Here is a 25,392-nt window from a genome sequence, read left to right as displayed (position 1 = left end):
GCATGAACAAGGATGAGCTGCTGGAGAAGCTCAATACTTTTGAGTGGAATGATTTCGAGCGCAAGAAGGCCCTTAGGGATGCTCCCAAAGACGCCTATAAAACCGTATCCGCATTTGCCAATACAGCAGGAGACTGGCTGGTTTTTGGTGTGCAGGAGAAGAATGGGAAGCTTGAAATTTTAGGTGTTGAGGAAATAGACCGTGTACAGAATAATTTTCTCAGCACACTTCGCAGCGGACAGAAACTTAATCGAGTAATTAAGGTTCATGAGCTAAAATACGAAGTGGAAGGCAAGCATTTGCTGGCTTTTTATATCCCGGAAAGCCCGAGTCATGAAAAGCCGATATATCTCAACGGTGACCCACGGCAGTCATATATCCGCCGGGGAGCCGGGGATGAACAGTGCACTCAGAGTGAACTTGAGCGTTTTTTGCGTGATGCTGCAGTACAGCGTTATGATAGTGAGACTATATATGATATATCTGCTGATCGCTGTTTTGATCAAGAAACTGTTAGCTGGTACCAGGCCCAGTTCTTTCGGCGTAACCCTGAACGCGATGAAATCAGCGATCCTATCGAGTTTTTGCTTAACTGGAACTATGTTGTAGAGAAGGACAACAAAATATTTCCGACAAGAGCAGGGGTACTGCTCTTTGGCAAAGCCAGATATGTGCGCCAGTTGCTTCCAAGGCCAGTGCTTGATTACCAGCGCATCGATACTACTTTTGAACTCTGGTCACCTGAAGAGCGCTGGCATGACTGCTATGTATTCGAGGAAAATATCTTCCAGACATGGCGAGGCCTTGTTGCACGCTATATGAGAATTGCAGAACATCCTTTTTCACTTGATCCTGATACTTTTCGCCGTATTGATGATCCTCCTGACTATATAGCCTTTCGAGAGGCGGCAATCAACCTTCTCGTTCATCAAAACTACGGAGACCACGGCCATAAAGCCTCAATCAAATTGTTCACTGACCGGACTATTTTCTGGAACCCAGGAGATGCCTTTGCTACCGAGGCTGAACTGCTTGACCCAACTGAAAAAGAGTTGAGAAACCCTTCCATCATCAAGGCATTTCGCCGGATCGGGCTGAGCGACCAGGCAGGCACAGGTATCCGGGCCATATACCGAAACTGGCATGAGCTGGGTAGGGTGCCTCCCAAAATCCACAACGACAAGGCGCGCAAACAGTTTGAGCTAATTCTCTTTAAAAAACCGTTGATTACTGAAAAAATGTTACAATTCCAGCATTCCCTTGGGGTTACGCTTTCGGCTGAGCAGGCTGAAGTAATGGCATTAGCTGTAGAACAGAAACGTGTTACCCTTGCCGACATCCGAGGACTTGTTGAAGGCAATTTCAGGGAGGCAAAAGCCGCAGCCGATTACCTTGTACATCAGCAATTACTTGAGATGCTTGATGATACTTTGTTTAAACTTCCCGATGACCTGATAAATCGATACGAAAAACTTACTTCAGCGGCTGTACAGGCGGGAAGTAAAACCCTTAAAGTCACAACGGAAGTCACAACGGAAGTCACAACGGAAGTTACCCCGGAAGTCCGATTAGTTAATGCTATCTTCGGAGAAATGACCAGGCAAGAATTGAGGAATGTTATCGGATTAAAAAATGACGAGCATTTCAGGAAAATGTACCTATTACCTGCTTTGAAAGCCAAACTTATCGAAATGACAATTCCCGATAAACCCCGCAGCAGTAAACAAAAATACCTCCTAACGGAAAAAGGCCAGGCGCTGCAGGCACAACTAATACATGGTGATGATCAAAAATGAGCACTCAGAAAACTCTGGTATTCGATTACAACCAGCCCCCCAAGGGAAACTCTGATCAGGTAATCTGTCTCGACATAACTTTTGAAAATGACGAGGAACGCCGCAAATACTTCACTGAAAAACTGCGCGAGAAGCTGCAAGACCCGGAGTTCCGCAAGATCGAAGGCTTCCCTATAGGTTCCGATGAAGATATTCTCGCTCTGAGCGATCCACCTTATTATACTGCCTGCCCAAATCCCTGGATTTCTGATTTTATTAAAGAGTGGGAGTCCCAGAAACCTGAGAAGCCTGCGGACTATACATATCATAGAGAACCCTTTGCAGCCGATGTGAGTGAAGGCAAAAATGATCCAATCTATAATGCTCATTCTTACCATACAAAAGTCCCGCACAAAGCTATTATGCGATATATTCTCCACTACACAGAACCCGGAGACATCGTTTTTGATGGCTTCTGCGGAACCGGGATGACGGGCGTGGCTGCACAGATGTGTGGAGACCGCAAGACTGTAGAGTCCCTAGGGTATCAGGTTCAGCCTGACGGGACAATTATGCAGCAGGAAACCAATGAAGACGGAAAAACCCACTGGATTCCTTTCTCAAAGCTCGGTGTACGTAAGGCAGTATTAAACGATCTCTCCCCTGCAGCGACGTTCATTGCTTACAATTATAATACTCCTGTGGATGTGAAAGCTTTTGAGAAAGAAGCAAAATGCATTCTGAAAGAAGTTGAAAAAGAATGTGGCTGGATGTATGAGACGAGACATTCTGACGGACAGATTGGAAGGATAAATTATACTGTCTGGTCGGATGTGTTTGTATGTCCAGAATGCGCAGGTGAAGTGTTATTCTGGGAAGTGGCTGTGGATAAAGAAGCTGAAGAGGACAGTAATAAATTTCTGTGCCCATACTGTTCAGCAAAATTGACAAAGCGAAATATGGACAGAGTGTGGACCACCGAATATGATTCAACTATTAAGGAGACTATCAGACAGGCTAAGCAGGTGCCTGTAATGATTAATTATTCAGTGGGTGGGAAACGGTTTGAGAAAGTACCAGATGAATTTGATTTCATGCTAATAGAGAAAATTGAAAACATTGAAATTCCTTACTGGTTTCCAATTGCAAAGATATTAAAAGGAGATAAAACAGGTGAACCGCTTCGCATTGGTATCACTAATGTTCATCATTTTTATACTAAGCGGAATCTGTGGGTTTTGGGATCTTTATGGAAGAATATTCTAACTAAGACTTTTGACCCTTTTTTAAAGCGCAACTTACTTAACTTTTTAACTGCCTCTCAGATAAACTTGGATAAAAGATATTCATTTAGAGAAAATAGAAAAGGTGGGATTATTAAAGGAACAATGTATATCCCGTCATTTTCGCAAGAGAATAATGTGTTCTCTGGAATACAGAATAAGTATTCTAGATATGTTTCCTTTATCTCACAAAAGAAAAAGTACGAAACTATATCTTGGATTGTTACAAGTAGTTCAAGTTCATCAATAAATTCTTTAGAAGATCTTTCACTAGATTATCTTTTTATTGATCCTCCATTTGGCTCAAATCTAAATTATTCAGAATTGAGTTATCTTTGGGAATCGTGGCTTAAGGTCTGGACAAACAATAAGTTTGAAGCTATTGAAAATAAAAGTCAGGGTAAAGGTTCCAGTGAATATCGTCAACTCATGACTACCTGCTTCAAAGAAGCCCATAGAGTCCTCAAACCAGGACGTTGGATGACTGTTGAGTTCTCGAACACGAAGGCTTCAGTATGGAACAGCATCCAAACTGCGCTAATGGATTCAGGCTTCATAGTGGCTAATGTCTCTGCTTTAGACAAAAAACAAGGTAGCTTTAATGCTGTAACAAACACAACATCAGTCAAACAGGATCTTGTAATTTCTGCCTACAAACCTAACGGCGGATTCGAGAAGCGTTTCCAAGAAGAAGCGCCCACCGAAGAAGGTGTTTGGGATTTTGTCAGGACGCATCTTGATTACCTGCCGGTCACAAAAAGCCAGGGAGCTCTTTTGCAGATGGTTCCTGAACGTGATCCACGTCTCCTTTTTGATCAAATGGTTGCCTATTACGTCCGCAAGGGATACCCGATACCAATTTCCAGTCAAGAATTCCAGCTCGGTTTGGCACAGCATTTCGTTGAACGCGACGGCATGTATTTCCTTCCAGAACAGGTTGCAGAATATGATCGGAAGAAGATGACAAAACAGGTATTCCAGGCAAAATTGTTCGTCTCAGACGAAGCTTCAGCTATCCAGTGGCTCCGCCAGCTTCTTAAAGAGAAGCCGCAGACTTTCCAGGATATAAACCCCTTATTCATGAAAGAACTCGGAGGGTGGAGTAAGAACGAGAAATCACTAGAACTTTCTACTCTTCTTGAGCAAAACTTCCTCAGCTATGATGGTAAAGGTCCAGTCCCGGATCAGATCCATTCCTACCTCTCCTCTAACTGGAAAGACATGAGAAATTTGGCTAAGGACGATTCGAAGCTGATCGCAAAGGCAAAGGACCGCTGGTATGTTCCAGATCCAAGTAAAGTAGGCGACTTAGAAAAATTGCGTGAGAGGGCTTTGCTCAAAGAATTCGAGGAGTACAGGCAAACTAAGAAAAAACTGAAAGTATTCAGGTTGGAGGCTGTACGTGCCGGGTTTAAGAAAGCTTGGCAGGAAAGAGACTATGCTACCATAGTTAGCGTGGCCGAAAAAATTCCCAATAATGTTTTAGAAGAAGACCCGAAATTGTTGATGTGGTATGATCAGGCAGTGACGAGGATGGGAAGTGAGTGAAATGCTTCTAAAAGAAATTGTTCTAAAAAATTTTAGAGGTTACCAAAATGAGCATCGAATACCAATAGATCAGTTAACAGCTTTCATTGGTAAAAATGATGCTGGTAAATCAACGATTTTCGATGCCTTAGCAATTTTTTTTGACCATTCATTAGGAAAGATTGATGCGAGTGATGTATGCGTACATGCAGACTGTTCGTGTGAAGTTATAATTGGCTGCGTGTTTACTGACTTTCCAGAAAAAATCACAATTGATGCAACCTCCTCCACTTCTTTATCAGAAGAGTACCTTCTGAATCCCAATAGAGAGCTTGAGATTCACAAGATCTATGAATGTTTTAATGGAGCAATAACTAAGCCTAAAATATTTGCAGTCGCTAATCATCCCACTGCGAATGGATGTAGTGGACTTCTTAGCAAAAAAAACGCTGACCTCAAAAAATTAGGAGATTCTGTTGGAATAGATACTTCTGTGGACAGGAGGTCAAACGTAGCTTTAAGGAAAGCAATTTGGGAAAAGTATGAAAACTTGCAGTTTCAAGTTGTCAAAGTACAGTTGGATAAAGAAGACGCTAAAGCAATCTGGGATAAACTCTTCAAATATCTTCCTGAGTATGCATTATTTAGAGCAGATCGTCCATCAACCGATGAAGACGCGGAAGTACAAGACCCATTGAAAGTTGCCATAAAGCAAGCGATACAAGAAGTTCAATCCGAACTGAATACCGTAAAAGATAAAGTCCAGTCACGTGCTCTTGATGTGGCAAGAAGAACAATAACAAAGCTTTCTGATTTTGATAGCGAACTCGCTTCCGAACTAACTCCTATTTTTAAATCAGACCCAAAATGGGATGGGCTTTTTAAATTATCACTCACTGGCGATGACGATATACCTATCAACAAAAGAGGAAGTGGTGTTCGAAGGCTTGTTTTATTCAGCTTTTTCCGCGCTGAAGCAGAAAGGCTGAGAGAAGAGCAGGGAAAAGGAAATATAATCTACGCTGTAGAAGAACCGGAAACAGCTCAGCACCCAGATAACCAACGAAAAATTATTGAGACACTCCAATCCATTGCAGAAGCTGATGGATGTCAAGTCTTGCTAACAACACATGTTCCGGCATTGGCCTCATTGCTGCCGGTCGATTCAATTCGTCACATTACACTTGATAATGAAAATGGACGGTCGGTTAGATTTGGCTCTAATGATGTAATTAAACAAGTAGCCTCTGACCTTGGGGTAATTCCAGATAGACGCGCTAAAGTAATAGTGTGCGTGGAAGGCCCCCACGATTTACAATTCTTCCGACGGATAAATCCTCTCCTTAGAGTTAACGATTCTTCCATCATCGATATATTTAATGATCCTCGGGTTGCTTTAGTTGTTCTTGGGGGAAGTACCCTTCAAGAATGGGTAAATCAACATTATTTGAAGAATCTCGGATTGCCAGAAGTGCATATCTATGACCGTGATGAGCTGCAGAGAAACGGGAAATACAAATATCAAGATGCAAGAGATGCTGTAAATGCTAGGAATGATGGTTCAATTGCATTTCTTACTAATAAAAGAGAAATGGAAAATTATCTCCATCTTGATGCAATAAATGAAGCATTACAGCCAGTAATTGGCACTCTTCTTACTTTCAACTTGACGGATGATTGTGATGTAGAAGGTGAGATAAAAACAGCTCGTAATGGTCAGGGAGTAATTCAACGAAGATCCCTCAAGCATTGGTTGAATGAAGACGCTGCAGACCACATGTCTTTGCCGCGTTTAATAGCTAGGAATAGTTATGACGAGATCCGAAGCTGGTTCCTCGAAATAGGTCAGAGAGTAAATTAAAAATGACAGATACATGGCAATACTCCACCATCCACAACTCCCCCTGCAAAATCATTGAAGAACAAACTCTCTGGGGCCAAACAGTCTGCAGGATCTGGCTGCCTAATCAGGATGCAGTGGTCAGGGTTTCACGTTCAACCCTGCGTCCCTTAACTTCCGAGCTTCAGCCGGAAATTGAAGCAAACCGCATTGTCTATGTAGCAGTGGCTGCTAAAGTGGCTGAAGTGCTCGAAGGAGGCTCGAATGCTGTACTTTTGGCTCCCATGGAATCAAATGTCATTCCTCTCCCACACCAAATTCACTCTTTGTCCCGTGCCATTTCCGGAGATAGAGTTCGCTACCTGCTGGCTGACGAAGTAGGCCTGGGAAAAACCATCGAAGCCGGGCTTGTGATTCGTGAACTCAAGCTCAGAGGGTTAGTCAGGCGCACACTTGTTGTTGCTCCCAAGGGCATTGCTACCCAATGGGCGGCTGAAATGCAGACCCACTTTAATGAGGAGTTCCAGCTCGTGTTTGGAGAAGACATCAGCACGCTGCAGCGCCTTGCTCCTGCAATTGGAGACAACCGTAACTCTCTCTGGTCCCTTTTCGATCAGGTAGTCGTATCCCTCGACTCCGTCAAGCCAATGGACAGACGGAGAGGTTGGTCTGCGGAAAAGATAGCAGAATACAATCGCAGCCGTTTTGAGGATCTGGTGACTGCTGGCTGGGATCTAGTTATCGTGGACGAAGCCCACCGACTGGGGGGCAGCACTGATCAGGTGGCCCGCTACAAGCTCGGCCGAGGGCTGGTGGAAGCCGCTCCTTATGTGCTGCTGCTCTCTGCAACCCCGCACCAGGGAAAAACCGATGCTTTTTACCGGCTGATGAGTCTGCTCGACAGCCAAGCTTTTCCGGATATGGAAAGTGTTTCCCGTGAACGAGTGGCTCCCTATGTGGTCCGCACAGAGAAACGCAGAGCTCTTGACTCCGAAGGCAAACCACTTTTCAAACCAAGACAGACCCGGATGGCTCCAATCAGGTGGGAAACCCGGCACCACCTGCAGCAGTTGCTTTACGAGTCTGTGACTAACTACGTCCGCGAAGGTTATAACCAGTCAATTCGGGAAAAAAAGCCGCATATCGGCTTTCTGATGATACTCATGCAAAGGCTGGTGGTCTCCAGCACCAGGGCTATCCGGACAACTCTGGAGCGACGGTTTGAAGTTCTGAAAACTAGCGAACTTCTGGCTTCCCGGCGGTTAGAAGATATTGAAAATGGCTCAGATAACCTGGAAGAGTTCTATGACATGGATGGACAGGAACTGCTCGATGAGCTTCTTAAGTCTAGGGTCTCTGCCCTGAAGAACGAAAGTAACCAAGTAGAATCATTACTTGAAGCTGCACGCAAATGCGAACAGGCTGGACCTGACGCAAAAGCAGAGGCCCTTATCGAATGGGTTTACCAGCTTCAGGCCGAGGAAAACGAGCCTGATATGAAGGTCCTGATTTTTACTGAATTCGTCCCTACCCAGGGAATGTTAAAAGAGTTCCTTGAAGCTCGCGGGATCTCCGTGGTCACACTTAACGGTTCCATGGATATGGATGAGCGCAAAAGGGTGCAGGATGCCTTCAGGAAAAATGCCCGGGTTCTGGTCTCCACTGATGCGGGTGGAGAAGGTTTGAACCTGCAGTTCTGCCATGTTGTAATCAATTACGATATCCCCTGGAACCCCATGCGGCTGGAGCAGCGGATTGGCCGTATCGATAGGATAGGCCAGACAAAGACAGTCCGAGCCATCAACTTTGTATTTGAAAATTCAATCGAGTTTCGTGTAAGAGAAGTACTTGAGGAAAAACTCGCGGTCATATTCGAAGAGTTCGGCATCGATAAAACCGGTGATGTGCTGGATTCTGCTCAGGCAGGTGAACTTTTTGAGGAAGTCTTTACCTCTGCGTACATGAATCCGGAAACAATCGAAGACTCAGTAGATCACACGGTATTCAGGATTCGTGATGAGATCCGCGAAGTCCGGGAGAGTTCTACTATTTATGGAATTTCGGAAGAGCCTGATATCCATGCGGCAGAACGCCTGCGTTCACATCCCCTTCCTCATTGGGTAGAAAGGATGACAGTCGGGTATCTTAACTCTCACGGCGGCAAAGCATCCCGCAAACGTTCCTGGTGGGAGCTCACCTGGCCCGATGGACAGGTCTTTCAGAAATGCGTTTTTACTCCGCAGGAGAATGAAAAGCTCAAAGATTCCAATAATGCAAATGATGCGAAGCTGCTCAACCTGGAGAATAGCCAGATTAGAGGGCTGGCTCTCAACCTGCCCCAGATCGCTGCCGGACAGCCCCTACCCTGTGTAGCTATAAATGGCCTGCCGCCCAGTATTTCCGGATTTTGGGGACTTTTTGAAGTGCGGCTCCAGGCTGGTTTGCAAAAGCACAGCCAGATCATACGGATTCCACTGGTAAGACGGCGATATCTCAGCATCTTTGTAACCGATAAAGGTAAGTTGTTTCTCCCTACAGCCCGCCACATCTGGGATGCTATGCAGACGGCAGAACCAAAAGTATTGCACTCCCTTGGCCACGAAGAGTCTCTGGAAGCTTATGAAAAACTCATTGAAGCTGCCGAGAAGGCTGGAGAAGAACCATTCAACTCCCTGCAGCAAGAACACCGTCTATCCATAGCTCGCGAAGAAGAGCGTGGGATGCATGCTTTTGGATCCAGAAGAAAAGCTATAGAGCGGGTTGGACTTCCAGAGGTCCGCCAGTATCGCCAGGCCCGCTGTGATGCCGAAGAAAAAGAATGGAGGAATGAACTGGAAATGGCAAAGCAGATTGTTCCGGAAATCAGGCCACTTCTTCTAATGCGGATAATCAAAGAAGGTGTTTGTAATCATGAGTAACTGGCGGGATACCATACTGAAAGAATTTGTTCCCAATGTCAGCAAGCTCACTCTGGTAGCTGATCCAGATGCTCTATTGACAGAAGAAAAGCTTGCACTTGAACTCAAAAATCTTGGGTTTGACCTGCTTGAATTCAATGACCCTGTTGAGTTCAGATACACATATGAATCAAAGTACAGGGTTAAATGGGATAATGGGGAATACATCGACCTTATAGTTGTCCTTCGCAAACCAGGCTCTGAACTTGAAAACCTTCCATATGATCTTCAAATGACGGCCGGAGGAAAGCTTGTCTTCAACCTTGGAGAACTTTTCCCCAATTTCAGCTACCTTGTAATCGAGAAGCTGGACCGCTGTTATCTTGACTCCCTGTTCGAGGCCCAGAAAAAATACTCACCTGATCGGATGGGAGACAACGCCAGTAAAGACTTCATTCTTAGTCATGTATTCGGCATTGAGCTGGAACACATCGGTAATGTGGTCGAACTGCTTCGTGCACTTCTCCGGTTCCACTATAACAAAATGACAATACCAAAACCTCTGTCTGACCGACTTGTCCAGGTGCTGAAACAACGTGTAGTTTTTCATGAATGGCCTCTGGAAGAGATTGTTCCTGACGAGAAGGCTTTCTTCGCATTCCTGCAGGAACGCTGGCCGGTTTTCCTCGACAGTCTTTCACCTAAAAAAGCATATGGGAAGTCTTCAGATACTGATTTCAAATATCCCGGTCCGGATGTTTTGCCCTTTGACCATCAGGATATTCGTGTTTACATTGACAATCTGTTTGTCGAAGGAAAACTCACTCCGGTTCAGAGGCCTGAAGTCAATTTCGAGGCACATTCCTGGATTAGAAGTGGAATAGCCGAGACAAAAACTGAATACGATGATCTCCGCATAAAGCGCCTTATAGAGCTTGTTGAAAAAGATGCACCACATAGGGATTCAAGGTACTCTGATTGGCTGGAATTCGCTATGAAGTGGGCCGAATTGGGGGCTCTCATTCACCAGGACTATCAGGCAAAGGAACGGAAGCAAACTCAACAAATTGGTATTAATTTCAACATGGTCTTTGCTGAATGGTTGGATGATTACTATGAAGGTTTGGCCAATCTCCCTCCAATGAATCTGGCCATGCTTCACCATGTCCCACGCATGCTTGCGAGGGAACTGGAAGATGAACCCGGCAAAGGAGTTGCACTGATTGTCGTGGACGGCCTCTCCTTTGAACAGTGGATAACCATAAGACAGATCCTTCATGAGCAGGACCAAAACATGGTAATGAGGGAATCGGCAACCTTTGCCTGGATTCCCACCATCACTTCAGTATCCAGACAGGCGATATTCGCTGGAAACATCCCCTACTACTACCCCTTATCGATCAATACGACGAACAAAGAGAGTAATCTCTGGCGGCAATTCTGGGAAGGAAATGGGTTGTCCCGACTCGACGTCGTATATAAAAGAGGGCTGGGAGAAGGTGATATTGTCAAAGCTATTGATGATACCCTGAACCCTGGAAAGACTAAGGTTATCGGTTTGGTAATAGACAAAGTTGACAAGATTATGCACGGAATGCATCTCGGTGCAGTTGGAATGCACAATCAGATCAGACTATGGTGCCAGGAAGGTTCCCTCAGTTCCCTTATTGGTTACCTCCTGGATCAAGATTACCAGGTATGGCTTACATCAGACCACGGTAATATTGAATGCTATGGTAAAGGAAAACCTTCAGAAGGAGCCATTGCCGAAACACGTGGTGAAAGGGTTCGAGTCTATCCGACTCCCGAACTTCGAGACTCTGTTGCCAGTTCATTTACTTTTGCTCTTAAATGGGAGCCAACTGGCCTTCCAAAAAACTATTTCCCTCTGGTTGCCGGAGGGAGCGATGCTTTCATCAATGAAGGAGAAAAGATAGTTAGCCATGGGGGCATCTCCATTGAAGAGGTTATCGTACCTCTGGTTAAATTTGAAAGGAAGACTCGTTAATGGGCAAAAGACATGAAAAAATCGGCATAAAGCAAGTTATCCGTCTTGAGTGGATGGATCATGTACTCAATATGCTCCTTGCCGGCATGGAACCTGACGCCATCAGAACCGAACTAAAAGACTACCTTGCCGATAAAAAACAAAGTGGTGGCATGGGTGAGAGAGGCGAAAAAACTTATTTGATGGCAATAGGTCCATTATCAGCCTGGTTTGATCCAAAACCCGAATTAGTTGATTTTCGCGATCATGCACTTATACTGGCATCCAAACTCCAACAAAAAGAGTGGATTCCCCTGCACTGGGCCATATTATCTGCTTCATATCCATTCTGGTTTAACGTTGCCACTCAAACTGGTCGACTGCTTAATCTTCAAGAGCAGATAACACAACGCCAGATATTCAATCGGCTTAAAGAGCAGTACGGAGATCGTGAAACAGTTTCTCGAAACGCTCGATATACGATTCGCTCTTTTGTTGCATGGGATGTTCTGAAAGACTCAGAGTCTAAAGGATGTTATGAGAAGTCCAATGTAATAGTTATCCAAGACATGGACTTGACTATTTTGTTACTTGAGGCAGCACTATACGCCGCTCCCGAGGGAAAAGGAACTTTTGCCATGATGATAAATTCTCCAGCTTACTTTCCATTTCATCTATTTCCGATAACTGGTGACTTTATCTCGCGGATTTCGCATCGTATCGAAGTGATTCGCTATGGGTTGGATGAAGAGCTTCTAAAACTAAGAGGAATAAATTAATTTTCCTCTATCTCGACTTCGTTTTTTCCACTTTGATAGTTACTGATTTATAGTTGTTCTTTTTTTAGGCATTAGACTGAAACAAACAGACCTCTTTTCTCTCTAAAACTTTCTGATGGACTTCCTAATAGATCAATGCTCTTTAATCATTATATCAAAAAGTAAGGGGTGAGATTTTATTCTTCACTCACCTGCAGTGCTTAAATTAACATAAAAAAGAGAAATAGTAGTATGATATCTTGTAGTTTTATATCATATATTACTACCTTCAGATAATCCCCTCCGTATATTTTATTGATTATTAAGAATGTTTTACGCCCATTCTCATACGGCGGGTATCTGTGGTTTCGTTTTCTGGTGGTTAATCTCCTTTAGTTACTCTGACCTACGCAATCGAGATAAGAACTCAACAGCATTAAATCTTTAGCTGTCCAGAGCGCATATTAAGCTGTAACGTCTTTTATATCTGACTTACACCCCAAGTGCGTATGGTACTATCATTAAATAAAGGTATTAGTTCTATAAAAATTTTGTGATGTTCAAGCTTTATACCGGAATTAACTTTACAACCAGACCTTAGGCGGTGAAAATTAAAACTTATCATAGCCTACAAAGATATAGTTACCAATAAGTATTTATTACAATAAAAAAGGAACTCATTCTTAACTTTATATGTTTTAATTTTTTTATTAAGTTTGCCACATGCACCCCTTTCAATTTTTTCCAGCTCCTTTTTAGAAAAAAAACGTAACATATAATTCATTCCTCCACCCTAAACAACGTTAACTGCCCAAAAGTTAGTCCTCTTGAACGAAACGAAGTGGAGCGAAAAGGACCGCGTACTCCCGAGGCGCAATTCGGGAAGGGCAAAATTAATTAATGTTCGTGTTTGTTTTTCTTTGAACTACTTCAAATCTTACCTATAAGTCTGGATAAATATGGAAAAGAACGGCATGTATGCCCTCCTTGAGGTCATCGAAGCACGAGCCCGGATGAACAGGGCAAGGGTAGCTATGGGAATAAGGGACCCGAGTCCTAAAACCCTTGAGAGTGCATGGAGAGCCCAGGAACTGGGATATGCACAGGTTGTCCTTGTAGGGGACAAAAAAGAGATTGACAGGATCGGGACAGAACTCGAGGTTGTGGATACTGATAACCCCGAAAAGGTCCTTTCCGAACTCCTGGTTTCAAGAAAGGTGGATGCAGCTATACGAGGTACTGCAAAGGCATCCGGTACCCTTTCTAACCTTAAAGAAGCCCTTGGCATGAAAAGGGTTTGCAGACTTGCCCTTCTCCTGACAGCAGACGGGGTACCCTTCTTCCTTGCTCCTGTCGGAATAGATGAAGGAAATACGATTACTGACAAGCTCCGTATGATTACCCTTGGCGCAGAGCATATAAGGAGACTGGGGGTCGAGCCTGCAGTAGGAGTACTTTCCGGAGGCAGGATAGGGGATATAGGAAGGGACAGGCGCGTTGACAGGACCCTTGCGGATGGGGAGTTTGTAGCAGGAAGGGCTCTGGAACTCGGGATTAATGCCAGACACTATACCATTCTGATTGAAGACGCCATAAAGGAATCGAACTTCATTGTTGCCCCTGACGGGATCTCGGGCAACCTTATTTTCCGAACCATCGCTTTCCTTGGCGGAGGCGACGGACTCGGAGCTCCGGTATTAATGGATGACTATGTGTTTGTGGACACATCAAGGGTAGGCGGGCATTTCACAAAAGCCATCATGCTTGCGAGTGCTCTCTCCTACCTTCATAAGGAAAGAAAAAAGGTGATTAACTGAAGACCATTGCAGAGAACTGGCCTCCTGTAAAAGGGGACTACGTCACAGGAAAACCGGATTCCAGAATTGCAGTCGTAACCCTCGCAAGCCACTTAGAGGCTTTCCCCGACGCAGCCATCTGGGGAAGTTCAAAGACTGAAAACCTGGGTGTGGAAAAAATAATCGTAAACGTAATCTCAAACTCCAATATCCGGTATGTGCTCGTCTGCGGGACCGAGTCAAGGGGCCATCTGGCAGGTCATTCCCTGCTTGCAATCCACGCAAATGGGATTGACGAAAAAGGTAGGATTATAGGTTCGCAGGGGGCAATTCCCTTTATAGAAAATATCTCCAGGGAAGCAGTCGAACGCTTCCAGAAACAGGTAACCCTTCTGGACAGAATAGGGTTGAATGACCCTGAAGAGATCCGACAGCTTGTTGAGGATTACAAAGATAATGTAGAAGCATACCCTGAAGAGCCCCTGGTTGTCTGTTCCCCGAGAAAGAGGCAAGCCTCTTTTGCAGTTCCTGCTTCGGGAGATGTAATTATATCCGGGGAACTTGTAATGGATTCGATTGCAGGAGTTATCTGCCTGGCAGAAAGCCTCTGAAGGCAGAAAGCCTCTGAAGGCGGAAAGCCTCCAAGCCTGCATAAGGAACATTCCTCCAACCGAAAAGATATTAGTTTGAAAATATATTTTTAATCGGTATGTTTTATATGTATATTTCGTAATTAAGAAAGTTAATTCGAGTCCTGAGATCACAAGAAAGAAATCGGGCATCCGGTTAAGCAAGTGGTCATAAGAAGTAAGAAAATTAATCATAAGAAGTAAGTATAAGAAGAAATGAATTTTGAGAAGTGTGGATTTTGAGGGCGTAAAGATGTTTAAGTTCCAGAAAGAACAGGAAATTGTTAACATTGCAGGGGTAAAGGTAGGCGGGCAGCCTGGAGAACTACCTACCTTACTCGCAGGGACTATTTTTTACAATAAACACGAAATAGTGGAAGATGCTGCAAAAGGACTTTTTGATAGGGCCGCTGCCGAGAAACTCGTAAACCTGCAGGAGGCGGGTTCGGATATGACCGGAAACCCCCATATGGTCCATATCTTTGCCACGACTCAAGAAAGCATCACTCACTACATTGATTTTATTTCAGATGTCTCGGATTCTCCTTTTATTATCGATTCTCCCGAAGGGGTCGTACGTGCACATGCGGCACGGTATGTGAGCGAAATAGGGCTTGCAGACCGGGCGGTTTATAACTCCATAAACATGAGCATAACTGCTTCCGAAATCGAGGCTCTTGCGCAGTCCGACATTGACAGTTCTATTATTTTAGGTTTTAACGCAATGGACTCCTCCCTCCAGGGCAGGATGGAAATGCTCGAGACAGGAGCAGGGCTGTTAGAAGAGGGTCTGCTCTCAATCGCAGACAGGTGCAGAATCGTAAACAAGCTAATAGACCCAAGCATCACTCCCATGGGAGACGGAGCCGGAATAGCCCTCAGGATGACCATTACCGCAAAAGCAAAATGGGGGCATCCTACAGGCTCGGGAATTCATAACGCTCCCTCAGCCTGGAACTGGCTCAACAGGCAGAAAGAAAAGGACCCGGTCCTCTATAAGATCTGCGACGTAGGTTCTACATGCCTCCAGCAGGCTGCGGCCGGGGACTTTATCCTCTACGGGCCGATAGAGTATGCCCGGTATGTTTTCCCTATGGCTGCAATGAGCGATATCATGATCGCAGAAGCCGTGTCTGACCTTGATATAGAGCCTTCAGGCAGGCATCCGATTAACCTGCTGGTTTAATTTGTTTGAATAACCGGCTTGATTTCCAATCTGACGGTGGATTACTGAGCCGCTCAGTCTAATGTCCGATGTCTGAAATGTCTGACCTTTGATGTCTGGCATGTCTGCAATACTGAATTCACCTGCCGGCTTTCCTTTAATTGCCGGTCTCCTTCTTTTTACTATGGTCCGCAACCAGTTGATTACTGACTAATTTCTCTTTTTTCGGCTGCAGTTGACTATATACTGGTGTTTCGGAATAAGAGTTGTCCGCAAACAGAACTTTTCTTTTTAGCTGCTATTCGCCAGTGGGATAAAGCGGCGTGCTGTGCTCTCGTAGTAATAAATAATCTGACTTTAAGGGAGTATATACGGTCAGATCTCGGTATATTTAAGCCTCTCAAAACCTTTCAAAAGTTTTGCAACCAAAAGTATTTACTTCCTAGAATTAGATACATTAGATGAAATTCCTTAAAATGGAAGATTCCCAGCGGATTAAGATAGGGGAGTAGTATAATGGCCATAATAAAGAATAAAACAAACCATACCATCCGTTTTGTAGCTTACCGGGCTGACGGGACCGAAATGGCTCAGAAAGCTACCAAGATTCCGCCAGACAACAGCCGTTATGTAAGCAAGGACTACGCAGGGGGCATTGACTGGTTCATCATTACGGCTTTCCTTCCGGAGAGCAGTATTCAGGATCATGTGGATGTGGACATCCTGCCGGCTGTCAGAGACGGGGACGATGCGCTTACATTTGCAAAAATAGGAATTGACGAGAAATTTGTGTTTGTAGAAGATGCCGATAAAAAAGAATTCCGTTTTTACCATGATGAGGAAGAACATGAAGGAGAGATTCACGGCTGGTAAGCTAATTGAAGTCTAACTAAAGCAGGCCTGATCAAAGTCTAACAAAGTAAGCCCTATATAAGTAAGCCGGTAGGTGGAGAGCCTCAAAATTCCGGCTACCCTTTCCTAAGTTCGTTTTCGATTTTTTATTTTTTACTTAAATGTCCCGGTCTTCCCCGGGCCGGGTACCGAACCTTTCCTCCCGCCCGCACAACTGATACAGATTCCTTTTCTGCGGTCCATGCACTGGCTGCATACTAGCTTTCCGCATAAAGGGCAGGTATGAAGTTTGGCCGGACGCCCGCAGATCGAACATAACCCCTCTACTTCCAAAATTTCGGCCTCCTGAATTTTCCCCGTAAAAATGGTTTTGAATAAATGTTGTTGAATAAATGTTGTTGAATAAATGTTGTTGAATAATATGACTGCATAAAAGATAGGTCTGGAGCATTATAAACGTTTCCCGGAAGCCTTATACGGATGCCTCAAGAGGTATATCTTCCGGCAGACGGTGCAGATCGGATACAGGAAAAAGTGAAACCCTGAAAAATCCCTAATCCAAAAAAAAGAAGAAAACGGAGGAAAAGACCTCCGTGAAAATAGAGCATCAAACGGTTTCAGTCAACTATTCCGCCAGTATTTGCGGAATGGACGGAACGCTGGTACCTGGCAAGATAACCCGTAACCTCCTTTTTAGGAGGTACAAAGGCAGCTCTACGCTTTTTTAGTTCTTCTTCAGAGACCTTCAGGTTAAGAACCCTTTCAGGGATGTTGATTTCTATAAGGTCCCCGTCTTTGACGAAAGCTATGGGCCCTCCTTCGCTGGCTTCAGGAGAAACGTGCCCTATGCATGGTCCGCGGGTCCCGCCGGAGAAGCGTCCGTCAGTGATCAGAGCTACGGATTCGAGCAGGCCCATGCCTGCAATTGCAGCTGTGGCTGCAAGCATTTCGCGCATTCCGGGCCCTCCCTTCGGGCCTTCGTAACGGATAACCACGACATTCCCGGGCTTCACATCCCCTGCGAGAATACCCTGCATGGCTTCTTCTTCACAATCATACACTTTTGCAGGACCCGTATGGACACGCATTTTCGGGTCAACTGCAGCCTGCTTGACAACCGAGCCGTCAGGAGCAAGGCTGCCTTTGAGAACTGCAATTCCCCCTTCGGCATGAATCGGGTTTTCAAGGGTTGCAATAATCTCCTTATTTAGCTTCGGGTTAACGATTTCAAATTCATTCAGGTTTTCCCCTATAGTTTTGCCGTTAACCGTAAGCTGGTCAAGGTGGAGCTTTGAGGCAAGCCTCTGCATAACTGCCTCGACTCCGCCTGCCCTATCAAAGTGAAGCATAAAGTTGGGACCTCCCGGTCTGAGGGAAATCAGATGCGGTGTTTTTCTGCTCAGTTCGTCAAAGGCTTCAAGAGGCAGCTCAAGCCCGAATTCATGAGCAAGGGCTGGAAGGTGAAGGGTTGTGTTTGTGCTTCCTCCCACTGCCATATCGACCATGATGGCATTTTCAAAGGACTTCTGAGTGACAATCTTTCTCGGGGTGATGTTCTCTTTTACAAGCTCAACAACACGCTCTCCGGATTCCTTGGCAATACGAACCTTTTTTGCGTCCACCGCATGGGCGGTTGCACAGCCGGGAAGGCTCAGCCCGAGAGCCTCGGTCATGCAGGCCATTGTGTTTGCGGTAAACATCCCGGCACAGGAACCTGCTCCTGCACAGGAAAGGTTCTCAAGCCTTTTAAGTTCGGCTTCGGAGAGCTTGCCTGCCCTGTAGGCTCCGACCCCTTCAAAGACCGAGATAAGGTCGGTGTATTTGTCATCAACATATCCAGGGAGCATTGGCCCTCCGGTCACGACAATTGCAGGAATATCAAGCCTGCCTGCCGCCATAAGATGTCCTGGCACAATCTTATCACAGGTAGGGATAAGGACCATTCCGTCAAACTGGTGGGCTCTGACCATCAATTCAATAGTGTCCTCTATAACCTCCCTGCTCGGAAGGGAATATTTCATACCCTCATGCCCCATTGCGATCCCGTCGCAGACTCCTATGGTATGGAACTCAAAAGGAACTCCTCCGGCGTTCCTGATTCCGGCTTTCACGGCTTCAGCAAGTTTATTCAGGTGAATGTGGCCGGGGACTATGTCATTCCAGGAATTGACAACCGCTATGAACGGTTTCTTCATTTCCGAATCCGTAACCCCGGTCGCTTTCAGGAGGGAACGGTTGGCAGCGCGTTCAGGCCCCTCTTTGATAATGGCACTTCTCATTGTAAGTCTCCTTGTGATCTTGATATTGAAAACTATCAGTGTAATTCATTATAATGTATAGATAGGAAAAAACTTCATAGTATAAACAGATTGGGGAAGAAAAAGCTGCAAAAAAGCTCCGGAGAAAAATATTGGAAATCCGAACATGGGGAGTCTGGCAAAAAAAGTACCGAGAAAGCCAATTGGAAAGAGTACCGATAGAAGCGACTGGAAAAAATATTGACTAAAGGCGGTGAAAAGGATACTGATTAATGGTAGCTGAAAATGGACAGATTAAAAAACATCTTTAAATGTGTTTTTTGGAAAGAATGCCCTCTTACTTGTGACATGAAAGGATAATTCCTGGATAAAAATATCCGTTTAAGCCACTAAAATTAGCATATGCTATCACAAAAAGGAGACTTAATATAATAGTATCCAAATATTTATATAGCCGGTCAGGAATTTTGAATTTAGCATAGTGAACGGACCTACCCGAGCTACATCTACAAGATCACACCCAAGAAACACACCACAAAAAATTTAACCACACCAGGGTAGCTCCCGTTCACCAGATTCCTTTTCCTGCCTGTATAACCTCTTCAGCCTGCATAGCTTTTTTCATTTTCATAGCTTTTTTCATTTTCATAGACTTTTTCATTTCTTTTAAAACCAGAAGTGAAATCCGAAGTTTCATTTTGGGACAGGGCAAAGTCTTTTCATGTATTGCTGGAATCCCGAACTTTATGTGTCCAGTTCTTCAGCCATCGAAACAATCCTGAAAGGTTCTTTGAAAAGCCTTAGAGGCCAGGAAGAAAGCTGCTTGTCCAGTTTGGGGCAGGGGAAATGCTGAAGAAGTTCCTTCTGGTTCTGGACTCGATGCTTGAGGGGGAGAAATGGAACCCTTATTTTAGAAATTTTGTTTTTCCATACGTTTTTTACAGGCCTGAAAAATATGGAAAATGGCTCAAAAATGCAGGTTTTTCGGCCAGGGAAGCGAAACTATACTCTAACGATATGGCTCTTAAGGGAAAAGAAGAGCTCTCTGGTTGGTTTACCTCAGCCTGGCACCCATTTTACACAGAAGGTGCCCTGGGATTTGAAGGAGGAATTCATAGATGAGCTTGCAACTCATTTTATCAAGCTTCACCCTCTGGAAAATAAAGGATATGTCCACATCCGGATGATATGACTGGAGATAGAGGCGGATGTTGAGAAGTAAAAGGAAAAAGGTAAAGACAATTTGAAGAAACTCCTGATAACCATCAACTAAAACAAAGAGAAACGGGAGAGGAAGCTGGCAAGAGGGCTGATGTAAACAAAACTAAGGGCAACGAAACTGAGGGCAACGAAACTGAGGGCAACGAAACTGAGGGCAACGAAATTAAGGTGAAAAAACTAAAGTAAACAAAACTAAGGTAAGAAAACTAAAATAAAAGATCTAAGGTACAAGCGATAGAAATAAGAATAACAGAAATACCTAAACTGATAGGAAAAGATAGTTTTAGGATCAAAGGAATCGCAGTAAGGTTCCCTCAAAACCTTACCGAGATCCTTTTATGGAGGTTTTATGTTTTTTGGACTATTTTTTCCACTCTAGCCTTTTCAGACTTTAGCCATTTTTTAGTTTTTAGCCATTTTTTAGTTTTTAGCCATTTTTTAGTTTTTAGCCATTTTTTAGTTTTTAGCCATTTTTTAGTTTTTAGCCATTTTTTTAGTTTTTAGCCATTTTTTTAGTTTTTAGCCATTTTTTTAGTTTTTAGCCATTTTTCAGGCTTGTGCCGTATTATGTATTCCGTATTCGCGGATGTTCACGGTACTGTATGTTTTCCTGAAACCCGCTTTAGCTTAATTTTTGGTCGGTTAACATCCGGATGGATGCTGTTATTCTTTTGTTGGGGTTCGTGAAGGGTTCATGACAGATCTTGCGGGTTCACAGTTTTTCTCCAGCCGGCTGTTTTTTTGGTGGTGTGGTAATGGAGTTTTCTGGCTGGCAGGTCCGCATCACAAATACGGAATACGGAATCTTATTACCTTTGAAGTAATATATATAGATTTCTATTATACTGCAAAAATGAATACGGGAGGCATATGCCGCTTTTGGACAGCGCTGTGATTTGTATATAAATACTTTTCGCCTTTGCCGAGTACCGTTAAACTGGAAACAGAACTTCCGGGATCAAAAAAACTGATATTTGATAAAAACGCAATTATATAAAAGTGAACGTAAACAAAAGGCAGACATGTACGGCAGATACACGGGCTGGAAAATTCGCATACAGGCGAAGACAGACAAATCTGTAATCCGACGTACCCTCCGGCGGATCTACAGTTTCCAGGGCATTATCCTGGAAGAGACTAGTGAAAACATCCCTGCACAGGCGGTTAGAAGAAAATGGACAGTGAAACTTCAGAAAATAGAGGAGAACTAGACACCTCTCCTCACATAGCAGATGCTGCGGACGGCGAAAGGGGAAAAGCCTTTCATGCAGTTCTGGAAAGGGAAGAAGCCCTGAAGACTATAATCAATAACAGTCAGATAGTTGTATTTCTCTGGAAAAACGAAGAAAAATGGCCTGCAGAGTTTGTTTCGGAAAATGTTGTGAACTTCGGATACACGGTAGAAGATTTCATCTCGGGCAGGGTACTTTACGGGGACATTATACATCCTGATGACCTTGGAAAAGTTGAAGAAGAGCTTGAAAAAAGAATACGGAGCGGAGCTCCGGATTTCAATATGGAATACAGGATTTTTACAAAAGCCAGGAAAATACGCTGGGTTAATGAACGGACCTTCATCCAGAGAGACCCGGAAGGAGCGGTAACTCACTTTCAGGGAGTGGTGCTCGACATCACCGAGCGGAAACAAAGCGAAGAAGAACTGGAAAAAGTCCTTAAGATGCAGGAGATGCTGACCACGGTGATCAACAACAGCCCGGCGGTAGCTTTTCTGTGGAGGGATGAAAAATACTGGCCTGCGGTTTTTGTCTCGGAGAATGTGGTACAATTCGGATATACGGTTGAGGATTTTATCTCACAGGGAGTCCTGTACGGGAAGATAATGCATCCCGAGGACCTGAAAAGAGTTGAAGAAGAACTCGATCGACGGATCCAGAAAGGGGAGGTAAGCTTCGATTCGGAATACAGGATTTTTACAAAAGCCGGAGACCTGCGCTGGATTAACGAAAGGACCTTTATTCAGAGGGATGGAGACGGGAAAGTGATCTGCTTTCAGGGGATAGTGCTGGATATAACCCCACGGAAAAAAATCGAAGAAGCCCTGAGAAAATCCCTCGAAATGCAGAAAATGCTGAAAACGATAATCAATAATAGCTCAGCAGTAGCTTTTCTGTGGAAAAATATGGAAAATTGGCCTGTAGAGTTCGTTTCTGAAAATATAACGCAGTTTGGGTACACCGTAGCAGATTTCACATCAGGTCGACTTCTTTACGGGGATATAGTTCATAAAGATGACATTAATTCGGTTTCCGAAAGTCTCGAACGCTCGATTCGCGAGGGATATGACTCTTTTGAGATGGAATACCGAATTTTAACAGGAGATGGTAAAATACGCTGGGTTGAGGAGAGAATGTATATCCAGCGCGATAGTGAAGGCATCCCGGTTCACTTTCAGGGGATAGTTGTTGATGTCACCGAAAGAAAAGAAGCGCAGGAGATGCTTGATATTCAGCGGGAACTCGGGATGTCCCTTAGCAGCACCCTGAACCTCAAGACTGTGCTTTCCCTTATCCTTGATGCCTGTCTGCAAATAAAAGAGATCGACGCCGGGGGCATTTACTTAAAAGACGAACTTCTTGACCAGATTAACCTTGTGGCGCACAGGGGGCTCTCTCCTGAGTTTGTGAAAAGGATTTCGACATACAGAGCCGATTCCCCGGAAGCGAAACAGGTCTGGATTGAGAAACCCATTTACAGATTGGATTTCTATGCTGAAGAGATGGCAGACCTGCTAAGAACGGAAAAGATCACCGCCGTTGCAGTAATTCCTATGAAGCACAGGGGTGAGATAATAGGCAGCCTGAACTTTGCATCCCATACGGTGAACAGGATTCCTCAGAACGTCCGCAATTTCCTGGAGAGCATTGCCCTTCAGGTAGTGAACTATATAGCTCCCATCCGCATAGAGGCATACCTTAGATAAAGGAAGCTGGATAAAGGAGGTTGTCTGAAGCCTGGACTACATCCGGGCGACGAAATCCTTATTTAAAATAATTTTTATAACTATTGCTGAATTGGGGAGCGAGAAAGCCCCAGGGCTATGACTTCAAGCTCTGAGCTTTAGATACGCAACTGCCGGTTTTTGCTCTCCTTTTTCCGGGGTTTGCTAATCAGACTTTATTAGACCGCTAGAGGGGGATACAGGTTGAAAGCAATAGTAGTCTATCTCAGTACTTCAGGGAATACAAAAGCTATGGCCGAGGCTATAGGAAACGGGATCGAATCAAAGAATGTGGATACAAAAGTTGTCAGTTTCTATGACGTGAAGCTCGAGGAACTCAAGGAAGCCGAAGCAATTGCCGTAGGTTCTTCGACTTTTTACTACAAAATGCTGCTGCCCATGGAAAAGTTCATGGATGAAACCCTTGTTGCCGCAAGCCCGCAGGGGAAGATAGGAGCCGCTTTCGGGTCTTACGGGTGGAGCGGAGAAGCCCCCATCTTGATAGCTGAAAAGATGCGGGAAATGAGAATGAATGTAATGGACCCCGTACTCCGTATCCTGCACAAACCCACTGACAAGGATCTGCAGGAATGCAAGCGACTGGGCATTGACATTGCAGAAAAAATGAAGCATAGAAGCAAAGGGGCGGAGTGAAAAGCAGCAATAAGGTAAAGATAGCAATAAAATAAAAGCTGCAAGCAAGTGAGAATAAAACTGTAGCCTTACTGGAGTAAGGATCTAAACCTTACGCCGAAAAGAGGAAAAAGGCTGAGTATAAAAGAAAACTTGACTTAAGAGAAAGCCCAGCTAAAAATGAAGACTTTTGAATTTCAAAAGTAACCTATCAAGGGCTATTAAAAAATGAGTGGCCTGGATTATTTCAGGGCCATTTCCACTCGTTTCTTAAATTCATCAGGATTTTCGGAAACCAGAATTACAGTCCTGAAAAAGCCCTTCTCTTTTCTGATTGCCACAGCTTTTGCGTGCTTTCCCGCAAAAATTAGCCTGCGGCCCCAGATTCTGACGCCCCACCCCATATACCAGGGGAATTCTTCCGTGAACTCTACCGAGCTGATCTCTGAAAAGGGAATGCTGTACCTGAACGGCGGAAAAATTGCAACCACACTGTCGGAACTTATCAGGAATCGCATGCCAAAAAAGCTCCACATTGCAGCGAGATAAATGAGAAGGATAAGAGGCAGAAAATGCCTTTCCTCAGGGTCAGTCCCAAAGCCGAAAAGCCCGGTTAGAGAAAAGATATAAAATGCCAGGATAAGAAGCAGCCCTGTAACCATAAGCAATCTTATTTGTTTACTGTAGGCTGCCTTCTGTTCGTAAAAGCCTATCATAGTCCTGCCTCCGCTGATCCTGCTTCATTTCTGGGATTTTTCTTCAATTTATCTATCCGGTTCATCATTTCGGAGGAATTTCGGTAACAAGGGCTGAATCCAGCAGCAGATCATTGAAAAGTTCGGTGCCGAACTGAATGGCTGAGGGCTCGTAGCTTACAAGGTTTTCTCTGTCAAAGTGCTTCTGGTTCTTCGGAAAAAGAGAAATCAGGAAAAACTTCTCTCCAACAGCAAGATTTGCAATCTTCAGTTCTCCCGAATACCGATAAAATTTCACATTATCAAGAGACATCATAAGTCGGAAGTCTTCTGTATAGTCTGTAGAGTACCTTTCAAGCACCGACTCCGACAAGAGAAAAGTGAATTCAGTCCCCTTTTTTGCAAGCTCCTGGCAGAGATAGATCAGCGGCTGGTGAAAGTAGGCTATGGCTTCAAGGACATGGCTGGACTTAGAAAGGTTTTCCACAGCTTCCGGGTCGAGTTCGAACATGCGGTCAAGGTCAGGCTGGATCAATTTACATTTCCCAAGTTCCCCCAGCCTCTTCCTGAAGGAAGGGGGGATTCCTTGAAGGTCTTTTTCCGACCAGTAATCAAAGTTATCTTCAAAAAGCTCTATTGTGCTGATCAGAGGCTGCATTTTTTCAACAAGGACCTTACCTATAAGAGAAAGAGTGTAGATCTTATCCTCCTGAACGACCAGGGACATATCTTTCAATTTTTTAATCTGGGGGAGGATAGAAGTGGAAGCTGCCTGAAGGGCTTCCGTGATTTCATCCATATTTTTAGGCCCGCTTTTCAGAAAAAGCAATAACTGTTTTCGCTTATCGGAGAGAAAAATCAGTTCTATCAGTTCCAGTTTCACCCTTCAGTCTCCTATGTTGTTATAAGGTTCAAAAGATTGCAGATAAGACTAAAAAGATTACAGCCACCAAAAATATATAAGTTATTACTTTTTCTCTCTTTCCACCTCAAAAAAGCAGAGTCTTTTAATAATCCCGGGTACCCGGAGTAAACACCGCCAAAAGGTCTAATCCGGTAAGTCCAAACTTGATAAGTCTGACCTGATAGGGCCAAGTTTGATGAATCTTACTTAATA

The 25,392-nt window shown here is 44.4% G+C and carries 17 protein-coding genes; 13 read left to right on the top strand and 4 right to left on the bottom strand.

Translation table 11 applies throughout. From position 1 onward, the window contains the following. Window positions 1–2 precede the first annotated feature (2 nt). The 10 genes from ACSAZL_RS07745 (at window position 3) to ACSAZL_RS07700 (ending at window position 16,530) form a co-directional block, all read left to right on the top strand. On the top strand, window positions 3–1,796 hold the full coding sequence (locus ACSAZL_RS07745; protein ID WP_440948118.1) for a Fic family protein: 1,794 nt from the start codon (window positions 3–5) through the stop codon (window positions 1,794–1,796). Further along, entirely contained in the window at window positions 1,793–4,606 is a 2,814-nt protein-coding gene (locus tag ACSAZL_RS07740; RefSeq protein WP_440948117.1) for a DNA methyltransferase, read from the top strand. Before ACSAZL_RS07745 ends, ACSAZL_RS07740 begins: the two co-directional genes overlap by 4 nt. A 1-nt stretch (window position 4,607) precedes the next feature. Beyond that, window positions 4,608–6,446, top strand: coding sequence for an ATP-binding protein (locus ACSAZL_RS07735; protein ID WP_440948804.1), 1,839 nt, complete (start codon window positions 4,608–4,610; stop codon window positions 6,444–6,446). A 2-nt stretch (window positions 6,447–6,448) separates the two neighbouring features. After that, window positions 6,449–9,343 (top strand): DEAD/DEAH box helicase, encoded by a 2,895-nt coding sequence (locus ACSAZL_RS07730; protein WP_440948116.1) that lies wholly within the window; start codon window positions 6,449–6,451, stop codon window positions 9,341–9,343. After that, window positions 9,336–11,330 (top strand): BREX-3 system phosphatase PglZ, encoded by a 1,995-nt coding sequence (gene pglZ, locus ACSAZL_RS07725; protein ID WP_440948115.1) that lies wholly within the window; start codon window positions 9,336–9,338, stop codon window positions 11,328–11,330. Before ACSAZL_RS07730 ends, pglZ begins: the two co-directional genes overlap by 8 nt. Beyond that, entirely contained in the window at window positions 11,330–12,088 is a 759-nt protein-coding gene (locus tag ACSAZL_RS07720; RefSeq protein ID WP_440948114.1) for a hypothetical protein, read from the top strand. Before pglZ ends, ACSAZL_RS07720 begins: the two co-directional genes overlap by 1 nt. 938 nt (window positions 12,089–13,026) lie before the next feature. Continuing rightward, a complete protein-coding gene (gene mtxX, locus ACSAZL_RS07715; RefSeq protein WP_440948113.1) occupies window positions 13,027–13,884 on the top strand; it encodes a methanogenesis marker protein Mmp4/MtxX in 858 nt (285 codons plus the stop codon). After that, on the top strand, window positions 13,881–14,474 hold the full coding sequence (locus ACSAZL_RS07710; protein ID WP_440948803.1) for a tetrahydromethanopterin S-methyltransferase subunit A: 594 nt from the start codon (window positions 13,881–13,883) through the stop codon (window positions 14,472–14,474). Before mtxX ends, ACSAZL_RS07710 begins: the two co-directional genes overlap by 4 nt. 271 nt (window positions 14,475–14,745) lie before the next feature. Next, window positions 14,746–15,678 (top strand): tetrahydromethanopterin S-methyltransferase subunit H, encoded by a 933-nt coding sequence (gene mtrH / locus ACSAZL_RS07705; RefSeq protein WP_440948802.1) that lies wholly within the window; start codon window positions 14,746–14,748, stop codon window positions 15,676–15,678. Between the two features lie 495 nt (window positions 15,679–16,173). Continuing rightward, window positions 16,174–16,530 carry a hypothetical protein gene (locus ACSAZL_RS07700; RefSeq protein ID WP_440948112.1) on the top strand — a complete coding sequence of 119 codons (357 nt, stop codon included), beginning with the start codon at window positions 16,174–16,176 and terminating at the stop codon, window positions 16,528–16,530. Window positions 16,531–16,662: 132 nt separating this feature from the next. On the opposite strand, the gene ACSAZL_RS07695 is transcribed toward ACSAZL_RS07700, so the two are convergent. Beyond that, entirely contained in the window at window positions 16,663–16,842 is a 180-nt protein-coding gene (locus tag ACSAZL_RS07695) for a hypothetical protein (protein WP_440948111.1), read from the bottom strand. Window positions 16,843–17,126: 284 nt separating this feature from the next. Then, complete coding sequence (gene ilvD, locus ACSAZL_RS07690) at window positions 17,127–18,788, bottom strand: dihydroxy-acid dehydratase (RefSeq protein WP_440948110.1); 1,662 nt, start codon at window positions 18,786–18,788, stop codon at window positions 17,127–17,129. Between the two features lie 858 nt (window positions 18,789–19,646). On the opposite strand from ilvD, the gene ACSAZL_RS07685 reads away from it, so the two are divergent. From ACSAZL_RS07685 to ACSAZL_RS07675, 3 genes are all read left to right on the top strand, one after another. After that, a complete protein-coding gene (locus ACSAZL_RS07685; RefSeq protein ID WP_440948109.1) occupies window positions 19,647–19,889 on the top strand; it encodes a hypothetical protein in 243 nt (80 codons plus the stop codon). A gap of 1,273 nt (window positions 19,890–21,162) precedes the next feature. Beyond that, entirely contained in the window at window positions 21,163–22,929 is a 1,767-nt protein-coding gene (locus ACSAZL_RS07680; protein ID WP_440948108.1) for a PAS domain-containing protein, read from the top strand. A 222-nt stretch (window positions 22,930–23,151) separates the two neighbouring features. After that, complete coding sequence (locus tag ACSAZL_RS07675) at window positions 23,152–23,601, top strand: flavodoxin domain-containing protein (RefSeq protein WP_440948107.1); 450 nt, start codon at window positions 23,152–23,154, stop codon at window positions 23,599–23,601. 221 nt (window positions 23,602–23,822) lie between these two features. Here ACSAZL_RS07675 and ACSAZL_RS07670 read toward each other — a convergent pair whose 3' ends face one another. Together ACSAZL_RS07670 and ACSAZL_RS07665 are read right to left on the bottom strand one after the other, a co-directional pair. Further along, complete coding sequence (locus ACSAZL_RS07670) at window positions 23,823–24,296, bottom strand: hypothetical protein (RefSeq protein ID WP_440948106.1); 474 nt, start codon at window positions 24,294–24,296, stop codon at window positions 23,823–23,825. A gap of 64 nt (window positions 24,297–24,360) precedes the next feature. Further along, on the bottom strand, window positions 24,361–25,158 hold the full coding sequence (locus ACSAZL_RS07665) for a helix-turn-helix transcriptional regulator (RefSeq protein WP_440948105.1): 798 nt from the start codon (window positions 25,156–25,158) through the stop codon (window positions 24,361–24,363). Between the last annotated feature and the right edge of the window lie 234 nt (window positions 25,159–25,392).

The organism is Methanosarcina mangrovi, from assembly GCF_052057765.1.
Taxonomy (GTDB): domain Archaea; phylum Halobacteriota; class Methanosarcinia; order Methanosarcinales; family Methanosarcinaceae; genus Methanosarcina.
Note: the sequence above shows the minus strand (reverse complement) of the source record. Positions and strands in the feature narration are given on the sequence as shown.

Excerpts from the sequence above, each read along its gene's own strand:
- ACSAZL_RS07745 (WP_440948118.1), top strand. The coding sequence starts at position 3 with ATGAACAAGGATGAGCTGCTGGAGAAGCTCAATACTTTTGAGTGGAAT.
- ACSAZL_RS07740 (WP_440948117.1), top strand. The coding sequence starts at position 1,793 with ATGAGCACTCAGAAAACTCTGGTATTCGATTACAACCAGCCCCCCAAG.
- ACSAZL_RS07735 (WP_440948804.1), top strand. The coding sequence starts at position 4,608 with ATGCTTCTAAAAGAAATTGTTCTAAAAAATTTTAGAGGTTACCAAAAT.
- ACSAZL_RS07730 (WP_440948116.1), top strand. The coding sequence starts at position 6,449 with ATGACAGATACATGGCAATACTCCACCATCCACAACTCCCCCTGCAAA.
- pglZ (WP_440948115.1), top strand. The coding sequence starts at position 9,336 with ATGAGTAACTGGCGGGATACCATACTGAAAGAATTTGTTCCCAATGTC.
- ACSAZL_RS07720 (WP_440948114.1), top strand. The coding sequence starts at position 11,330 with ATGGGCAAAAGACATGAAAAAATCGGCATAAAGCAAGTTATCCGTCTT.
- mtxX (WP_440948113.1), top strand. The coding sequence starts at position 13,027 with ATGGAAAAGAACGGCATGTATGCCCTCCTTGAGGTCATCGAAGCACGA.
- mtrH (WP_440948802.1), top strand. The coding sequence starts at position 14,746 with ATGTTTAAGTTCCAGAAAGAACAGGAAATTGTTAACATTGCAGGGGTA.
- ACSAZL_RS07700 (WP_440948112.1), top strand. The coding sequence starts at position 16,174 with ATGGCCATAATAAAGAATAAAACAAACCATACCATCCGTTTTGTAGCT.
- ilvD (WP_440948110.1), bottom strand. The coding sequence starts at position 18,788 with ATGAGAAGTGCCATTATCAAAGAGGGGCCTGAACGCGCTGCCAACCGT.
- ACSAZL_RS07685 (WP_440948109.1), top strand. The coding sequence starts at position 19,647 with ATGCTTGAGGGGGAGAAATGGAACCCTTATTTTAGAAATTTTGTTTTT.
- ACSAZL_RS07680 (WP_440948108.1), top strand. The coding sequence starts at position 21,163 with ATGGACAGTGAAACTTCAGAAAATAGAGGAGAACTAGACACCTCTCCT.
- ACSAZL_RS07670 (WP_440948106.1), bottom strand. The coding sequence starts at position 24,296 with ATGATAGGCTTTTACGAACAGAAGGCAGCCTACAGTAAACAAATAAGA.